The following is a 423-nucleotide window of genomic DNA, read 5'->3' on the forward strand; positions in this document are numbered from 1 at the left end:
ATTCTATATTTGGGCGCATTTTATTTATCATAAAGATACTTACTACGAAAATAAAATAATAGATGATAGCTATAAGAAGCCAAAGATTCTTGGTATGATGATTATTATACCACTCTCTTTGATTTTCGGAGGGTTCATTGGTGAGCTAAACTCGAAAGAAAATGATTCGAGTAGTTTTTTGATGTTTATAGAGATATTGAAAGGGATGGATGTTAGATATGTTTTATTATTTGTACCTTTATTAATATTCTCAATTGCCCTACCAAAGCGTTTGTCAAAAAGTTACAATTTACCAACACTAGACTTAATTATATACACTAGTGTTTCTCTTATCGTGCCATTTTTACTTATTGGTATGTTTTTTTCGGGGGTGTACGCATTTCTTCAAATCTCTGGATATGGGTTTAGTGGAATAATATATAG

The 423-nt window shown here is 30.5% G+C and carries 1 protein-coding gene; it reads left to right on the top strand.

Going from position 1 to position 423, the window contains the following annotated elements:
- On the top strand, nucleotides 1-423 hold a 423-nt coding region (locus AB4496_RS29730; protein ID WP_372133737.1), incomplete at both ends, for a hypothetical protein.

The organism is Vibrio sp. 10N.222.46.A1 (assembly GCF_041473595.1).
GTDB lineage: Bacteria > Pseudomonadota > Gammaproteobacteria > Enterobacterales > Vibrionaceae > Vibrio > Vibrio tasmaniensis_A.